This window comes from Paenibacillus qinlingensis (genome assembly GCF_013204845.1).
In the GTDB taxonomy this organism is placed as follows: Bacteria; Bacillota; Bacilli; order Paenibacillales; family NBRC-103111; genus Paenibacillus_E; species Paenibacillus_E qinlingensis.
This window is the reverse complement of the sequence record NZ_JABMKY010000030.1, coordinates 90,127-96,628: the sequence shown is the minus strand read 5'-3', so window position 1 is coordinate 96,628 and position 6,502 is coordinate 90,127. Positions and strand designations below refer to the sequence as shown.

The following is a 6,502-nucleotide window of genomic DNA, read 5'->3' as shown; positions in this document are numbered from 1 at the left end:
GGTTGATAGGTTCGAGGTGGAAGTGCGGCAACGTATGCAGCTGACGAATACTAATCGGTCGAGGGCTTAACCATATATAGGGATCTTTAATCGTAGATTAAAGTCTCTCTGCTAGAAAACCAAATATTACTTACGTTGAAGTTTCGTATCTAGTTTTCAAGGAATAAATCCTTGATAGTTCCATGTTTCTATTCCCTGATAGCTCAGTTGGTAGAGCACTCGACTGTTAATCGAGTTGTCACAGGTTCGAGTCCTGTTCGGGGAGCCATATGGAGAGGTGTCCGAGCTGGCCGAAGGAGCACGATTGGAAATCGTGTAGGCGTCACAAGCGTCTCGAGGGTTCGAATCCCTCTCTCTCCGCCACAATCTTTCTAGTAAGGCCCGTTGGTCAAGTGGTTAAGACACCTCCCTTTCACGGAGGTAACAGGGGTTCGAGTCCCCTACGGGTCACCATTTTTACTTCCCATGGAGGCTTAGCTCAGCTGGGAGAGCATCTGCCTTACAAGCAGAGGGTCGGCGGTTCGATCCCGTCAGCCTCCATCACTTTTCCTTATGAAAGACTTGATTTAATAGGAAACGTGACTTATACTTAATGACGCGGGGTGGAGCAGCCCGGTAGCTCGTCGGGCTCATAACCCGAAGGCCGCAGGTTCAAATCCTGCCCCCGCAACCAAATAATGAATGTGGAGCTGTGGTGTAGTGGCCTAACATGCCTGCCTGTCACGCAGGAGACCGCGGGTTCGAATCCCGTCAGCTCCGCCATTATCACATTCAACTAGTAAGGCTTTGTAGCTCAGTCGGTAGAGCAGAGGACTGAAAATCCTCGTGTCGGCGGTTCGATTCCGTCCAAAGCCACCATTTAAAAATTTAATAAGCCGTTGTAGCTCAACTGGTAGAGCAACTGACTTGTAATCAGTAGGTTGGGGGTTCAAGTCCTCTCGACGGCACCATTGCTTTGTGGAGGCTTAGTGAAGTGGCTAAACACGGCAGACTGTAAATCTGCTCTCTTCGAGTTCGGTGGTTCGAATCCATCAGCCTCCATTTTCTTTATGCAGGGGCATAGTTTAAGGGTAGAACAAAGGTCTCCAAAACCTTTGGTGTGGGTTCAATTCCTGCTGCCCCTGCCAAAATGCAAGAAACTTAATATTGTGGCGGTCGTGGCGAAGGGGTTAACGCACCGGTTTGTGGATCCGGCATTCGCGGGTTCAAGTCCCGTCGTCCGCCCATTATTACCAAAGCAACATAATGGGGATTAGCCAAGCGGTAAGGCAACGGACTTTGACTCCGTCATGCCAAGGTTCAAATCCTTGATCCCCAGTTTTATATGCGGAAGTGGCTCAGCGGTAGAGCATCGCCTTGCCAAGGCGAGGGTCGCGGGTTCGATCCCCGTCTTCCGCTCCATTATTACTAAGGCGCCATAGCCAAGTGGTAAGGCAGAGCTCTGCAAAAGCTTTACCCCCAGTTCGAATCTGGGTGGCGCCTCCACAAAATTTATAAGCCGGAGTGGCGGAATCGGCAGACGCACAGGACTTAAAATCCTGCGGTAGGTGACTACCGTACCAGTTCAAGTCTGGTCTTCGGCACCATTGTTTTACAAGTTTATGCCGGCATGGCGGAATGGCAGACGCGCTCGACTCAAAATCGAGTCCGAAAGGGTGGAGGTTCGAGTCCTCTTGCCGGTATAACGAATAGAGAAAGCCTATGAAATCTTATGATTTCATAGGCTTTTTTTCTGTCCACTTATGTAACAGAAGAGAGGTCAAATTACTTCCGCATACATTGTATTTAAAATGCTATGTATATGTGTTTTACAGATAGTAAAATAAGAAGGGAACGCTTACAATGGAAGTTCATTCCCAAATACGACATATGAGGCGGGGACCCTTTGAATATTGTGAATTCGGTTAGGTTTAAGATTTTTATTGGGTTTGTGCTGGTGGTTGCTCCCTTAGTTTTGTTTCTGATTTTTAATAATGTGTATTCCATGAATGTGGTAAGGGATCAAATTTCTCAAAACTATAATAAGCTTCTGCAGCAGTATGTGGAGGATACGGATAATACACTCAAAGAATTCGATAATTATTTATTCCATCTCTATAGTGATCCTGATGTCATTAATATGAACTTGTACCCCTTGGAATCGGACGATTACGTGCTGGCGAAACAGCGTTTGTTCAATAAGTTAACCCGACAACTAGATATATACAATTTGGTTAATACATTTTTCGTCTTTTCGAATACGACGGGGGATCTACTCGTTTCTACAAGGGAAAATACGTATTACTATGATCGTGTTCAGACGGTGAAACAATTCATTGTGGAAAATTCGAAGAGTCGTCCGAACGACAGTTCGAATGGTAACTGGCTCATTATGAAGGGAACGAATGGCGATCACTATTTGATGAAAATTAATAAGGATTTAGGCGCAGGGCTGTCAGGCGGTATTCTCATTAAAATGAGCAGTATGGTTGAACCGCTTAGCAAGTGGGACACTGGCGAAGGTGGAGGAACTACTGTGGTGTCTCCAGATGGGACTACGTTAACAAACAACTATTTCCCTTTACAAAGGTATCAGAACATCAGTGATCAAATTACATCCAAAAGCTCTGGCTTTCAAATTGTCAAAGATAAGGAGCTTGATCAGCAGTTTTTGATTGTGCGGGAAGCCTCCTCACATGCAGAATTAGAATTTGAGCTCATCATTGCCGAGAAAAATATGCTGCAGAATTTGCCATATTTGCAGTTGTTGATCTACTTTTTACCATTGGGCGGAGCCTTTGTACTAGGTATCTATCTCCTCTATGTGCAGCGCATTTTATTCAAGCCATTGATGCAATTAATTCGTGGAATGAGGAAGATTGCTCAAGGGGAATTGTCAGTTAGGTTACATGAAGGCAGTTCGACGGAGTTTGCCTTTCTGATCGCTACTTTTAACAACATGGTGGATCAGATAGAGAATTTGAAGATTTCGGTCTATGAGGAGAAGATCCGCGTACAGCAGGCGGAATTCAAGCATTTGCAGGTACAAATTAATCCTCACTTCTATATGAACAGTTTAAATATTATTTATAACCTCGCGGCGTTAAAAGATACGAAATCCGTTCAGAAGATGTCTTTGCATCTGGCCGATTATTTCCGTTTTATTATGCGTACGAATCGGACAACGATGACACTGAAGGATGAGATCGATCATATTCGAAATTATTTGGAGATTCAAGTGATGAGATATCCAGACAATTTGACGTTTGACATCCAATTGCCAGAGACATACAGCCAATACGCTATTCCGCCGCTAATTGTACAGCCATTTGTAGAGAATGCAGTAATCCATGGGTTTACGAAGCAGTACGGTATGTATGTCATTCAAGTGAAAGCAGAGCAAGATCCAGAAGCGCCTGAGGAGTTCTTTCTGCTGTCGATTAGCGATAACGGGGATGGGTTTCAACCAGAAATGCTGCAGCAATTGAATTCAGCTCAGTATTTGGACCAATCGGGCGATGAGCACCTTGGGATATGGAACGTACGGCATCGGTTGCAAATGAACTATGGGAATAGAGTTGCGCTGAGATTTCTAAATAAGCCGGAGAGAGGGGCCTTGGTTCAAATTAGGCTGCCGCTTCACACCCCCATTGTGGAAGGGACGGAGAAGGATGTTTAACTTATTAGTTGTGGATGACGAGAAGATCGCGGTAAAAGGAATAACAGTGGGAATCGATTGGGAGCCGTTTCCGATTGGTCAAATATTTGAAGCGCTGGATGTGAATGAAGCCAAGCAGGTGTTATCTCAGAATCGAATTGACATCATGATCTCGGATATTGAAATGCCTGGCGCCAATGGCTTGCAGCTGCAGGAGTGGGTACGTACGCATTCGCCCCAAACGGAGACGATTTTCTTAACAGGTCATGCGAATTTTGAATATGCGCAGCAGGCTGTTCGTTTAGGGAGTTTTGATTATGTCTTAAAGCCAGTGGATCACGATCGGCTGCAAGACATTGTAAAACTCGCCATTGAGAAGATTAAAGAAGATCAGGAGCAGTCTGATTTTCATGAAACATATAAGATGTATTACAGTCACTGGGTCAATGAGTTGCCTACGTTGGTTGAAAAGTTCTGGCAGGAGCTGTTGAGCGGGAAAATACCTGCAAATGAGGAGCGATTGACTCGCAATTTCCAGATGTATGAAATCCCATTGGAGATGACGAGTAGGATCTTACCTATCCTGATAAGTGTGGAACACTGGAAGGAAGAGCTGAATGCAAGAGATGAAGAAATCATGGAGTATGCGATTCGAAAAGCGGCTGCTGAAATCATTGTTGTGGAGCAGGCTGGATGTGTCATTCAAGAGAATGGTTCATCTTTAGTTCTTCTGTATGTTGCTGAAGAAAGCGAACTATCTCTACCTGACATCAAAGCGAAGTGCGAGGCTTATATTAGTGCTTGTCACCGTTATTTTCAGTGCAGTTTGTCCTGCTATGTAGGCGAGGAAACGCCTTTACTTAAACTAACGGCGAAAGTGGCCGATCTATTTCAGAATGAGCGGAACAATGTGACGAGGAGTAACTGTGTACTTTTGAACAATGAAACGGATCAGCCGCTTCTGAATAAACCGCAGGCGCCAACCTTTTCCGACTGGATTGTGCTGCTTGAGTCTGGAAAGAAGGCGGAGCTTGTAGCTCGCATTCAGGAGAATATTGATCGTCTACAGAAGACTGATGACGTGGGCTCCGAAACGGTTGAGGCTTTCTATTATGGGCTGTTGCATGTGGTGTATCATGTTTTGCACAAAAAAGGATTAGCTGTACATGATATGCTCCCTCATCAAGAGCTGCAGGACTATAGCAGTGCGACGCGATCTTTAAATCAACTGAGGAATTGGGCGGTTCGCATCGCTACAGTAAGTTGTGACTACATGAATAGCCATCTGAAAGGTGTCTCAGCGGTTACTGCAAAGGTATGCCAATATATTGACGAACATATGGAGGAAGAGCTTAGCAGAGAGGAATTGGCGGCTTCAGTGTTTCTCAACCCGGCCTATTTATCGCGTTTATTTAAGAAAGAAACGGGGCTTTCCATCTCGGAGTATAGTCTAAAGGTTCGGATGGAGAAAGCGATGAAACTGCTTGCGGAAACCAACGATAAGATCAGCTATGTAGCGGAGCAAACTGGCTATTCACATTTCTCCTTTTTCGCGAAAATGTTTAAGAAGTATTCAGGACTTTCCCCACAAGAGTACCGAAAGAACTTTCAGGGAGGATGAGATTCTGAGGCAGGCATGGAATTAGGGGTACAGAACAATATAAGTTAACAAAGCAAAGAGCTACCCAGGAATGGGTAGTTTTTTATGTTTTCCTGGGAGATATGGAACGCAAATCAAGGTGTAGACGAATGTCACAGAAGTGCTTATTCGGTCACTACGAAGATAGAGAATTATTTCCAAACAATTTACAATGAACCTATAAGAGAGAGGTTGCAAGCGGATTGAATGGAAAGGGGAGCAAAATAAAAGATGAACGATACTCCAAATACGGCAGCGCAGGCAGCCCCTATACGTACTACCAAACGAACTAGGGTTCAATCAAACTTTCTATGGACGGTTCGCAAATACTGGATCTTCTATGTGATGATGGCACCAGCAGCATTGTTGCTCATCATTAACAACTACATCCCCATGGCGGGTGTTCTGATTGCTTTTAAAAATGTGAACTACACAAAAGGGATTCTAGGAAGTCCATGGGTGGGCTTCGATAATTTCAAGTATTTGTTCTCTAGTGAGGTTGCGTGGGTCATTACTCGAAATACGATCTCGTATAATTTGGTTTTCATCGTATTGAATTTGGTAATCGCGGTTGCAATGGCTATTATGTTTAATGAGATGCGCAGCAAATTTCTATCGAAGTTTCATCAAAGCACGATGTTTCTGCCATTCTTCCTCTCCATGGTGTGTGTAGCCTATCTAGTCTACGCATTCTTGGGTGCCGAGCATGGTTTCGTAAATACAGTGCTTCTGCCTAAATTAGGAATAGAGCCGATTGATTGGTATACAGAGCCGAAATATTGGACGGTCATTCTACCGATTGTGAACACATGGAAAAATCTAGGGTACTATACGGTCATCTATATGGCAGCCATCATAGGGATTGATCATGAGTATTATGAAGCGGCTCTAATCGATGGAGCGAATAAATGGCAGCAAGTCAAACGGATCACGATTCCGCTGATTATGCCGGTCATGATTACAATGACATTGCTTCAAGTAGGTAGAATTTTCTATGCTGACTTCGGTTTATTCTTCCAAGTAACCAAAAATGCAGGCGCTTTATTTCCGACCACACAAGTTATTGATACGTATGTGTATCAAACGTTCCTAACGATGGGGGATATCGGAATGTCATCTGCAGCAGGTTTGTACCAAGCCGTAGTGGGCTTCCTACTTGTTCTAGTTACGAACTTATTTGTTAGAAAAGTAAGCAAAGAGAATGCACTATTTTAAGAAGGAGTGGC

The 6,502-nt window shown here is 44.3% G+C and carries 3 protein-coding genes and 16 tRNA genes; all 19 read left to right on the top strand.

Features of this window, described 5'->3' with window-relative positions:
- Positions 1 to 192: 192 nt before the first annotated feature.
- The 19 genes from HQN88_RS33110 to HQN88_RS33020 all read left to right on the top strand — a co-directional run bounded on the left by HQN88_RS33110 (position 193) and on the right by HQN88_RS33020 (position 6,491).
- Positions 193 to 268, top strand: a tRNA-Asn gene (locus tag HQN88_RS33110).
- Positions 269 to 271: 3 nt separating this feature from the next.
- Positions 272 to 363: transfer RNA gene (locus tag HQN88_RS33105), tRNA-Ser, on the top strand.
- A gap of 15 nt (positions 364 to 378) precedes the next feature.
- Positions 379 to 453 (top strand) — tRNA-Glu (locus HQN88_RS33100).
- Positions 454 to 467: 14 nt separating this feature from the next.
- Positions 468 to 540, top strand: a tRNA-Val gene (locus HQN88_RS33095).
- A gap of 56 nt (positions 541 to 596) precedes the next feature.
- Positions 597 to 673 (top strand) — tRNA-Met (locus HQN88_RS33090).
- 12 nt (positions 674 to 685) lie between these two features.
- A tRNA-Asp gene (locus tag HQN88_RS33085) sits at positions 686 to 762 on the top strand.
- 20 nt (positions 763 to 782) lie between these two features.
- Positions 783 to 858 (top strand) — tRNA-Phe (locus HQN88_RS33080).
- A gap of 16 nt (positions 859 to 874) precedes the next feature.
- Positions 875 to 950, top strand: a tRNA-Thr gene (locus HQN88_RS33075).
- A gap of 9 nt (positions 951 to 959) precedes the next feature.
- Positions 960 to 1,041, top strand: a tRNA-Tyr gene (locus HQN88_RS33070).
- Between the two features lie 12 nt (positions 1,042 to 1,053).
- Positions 1,054 to 1,127 (top strand) — tRNA-Trp (locus HQN88_RS33065).
- A gap of 24 nt (positions 1,128 to 1,151) precedes the next feature.
- A tRNA-His gene (locus tag HQN88_RS33060) sits at positions 1,152 to 1,224 on the top strand.
- Between the two features lie 22 nt (positions 1,225 to 1,246).
- Positions 1,247 to 1,318: transfer RNA gene (locus HQN88_RS33055), tRNA-Gln, on the top strand.
- 8 nt (positions 1,319 to 1,326) lie between these two features.
- Positions 1,327 to 1,401: transfer RNA gene (locus HQN88_RS33050), tRNA-Gly, on the top strand.
- A gap of 10 nt (positions 1,402 to 1,411) precedes the next feature.
- Positions 1,412 to 1,485, top strand: a tRNA-Cys gene (locus HQN88_RS33045).
- A gap of 12 nt (positions 1,486 to 1,497) precedes the next feature.
- Positions 1,498 to 1,586, top strand: a tRNA-Leu gene (locus HQN88_RS33040).
- 17 nt (positions 1,587 to 1,603) lie between these two features.
- Positions 1,604 to 1,682 (top strand) — tRNA-Leu (locus tag HQN88_RS33035).
- A 212-nt stretch (positions 1,683 to 1,894) separates the two neighbouring features.
- Positions 1,895 to 3,658, top strand: a complete 1,764-nt coding sequence (locus tag HQN88_RS33030) for a sensor histidine kinase (protein ID WP_274318816.1) — start codon at positions 1,895 to 1,897, stop codon at positions 3,656 to 3,658.
- On the top strand, positions 3,651 to 5,258 hold the full coding sequence (locus tag HQN88_RS33025; RefSeq protein WP_173120303.1) for a response regulator: 1,608 nt from the start codon (positions 3,651 to 3,653) through the stop codon (positions 5,256 to 5,258). The genes HQN88_RS33030 and HQN88_RS33025 overlap by 8 nt, the downstream gene beginning before the upstream one ends.
- Before the next feature lie 249 nt (positions 5,259 to 5,507).
- Entirely contained in the window at positions 5,508 to 6,491 is a 984-nt protein-coding gene (locus HQN88_RS33020) for an ABC transporter permease (protein ID WP_173120301.1), read from the top strand.
- Positions 6,492 to 6,502 lie beyond the last annotated feature (11 nt).

Bases quoted from the DNA above. Each gene is read 5' to 3' on its own strand.
- HQN88_RS33025 (WP_173120303.1), top strand. From the start codon at position 3,651: ATGTTTAACTTATTAGTTGTGGATGACGAGAAGATCGCGGTAAAAGGA.
- HQN88_RS33020 (WP_173120301.1), top strand. From the start codon at position 5,508: ATGAACGATACTCCAAATACGGCAGCGCAGGCAGCCCCTATACGTACT.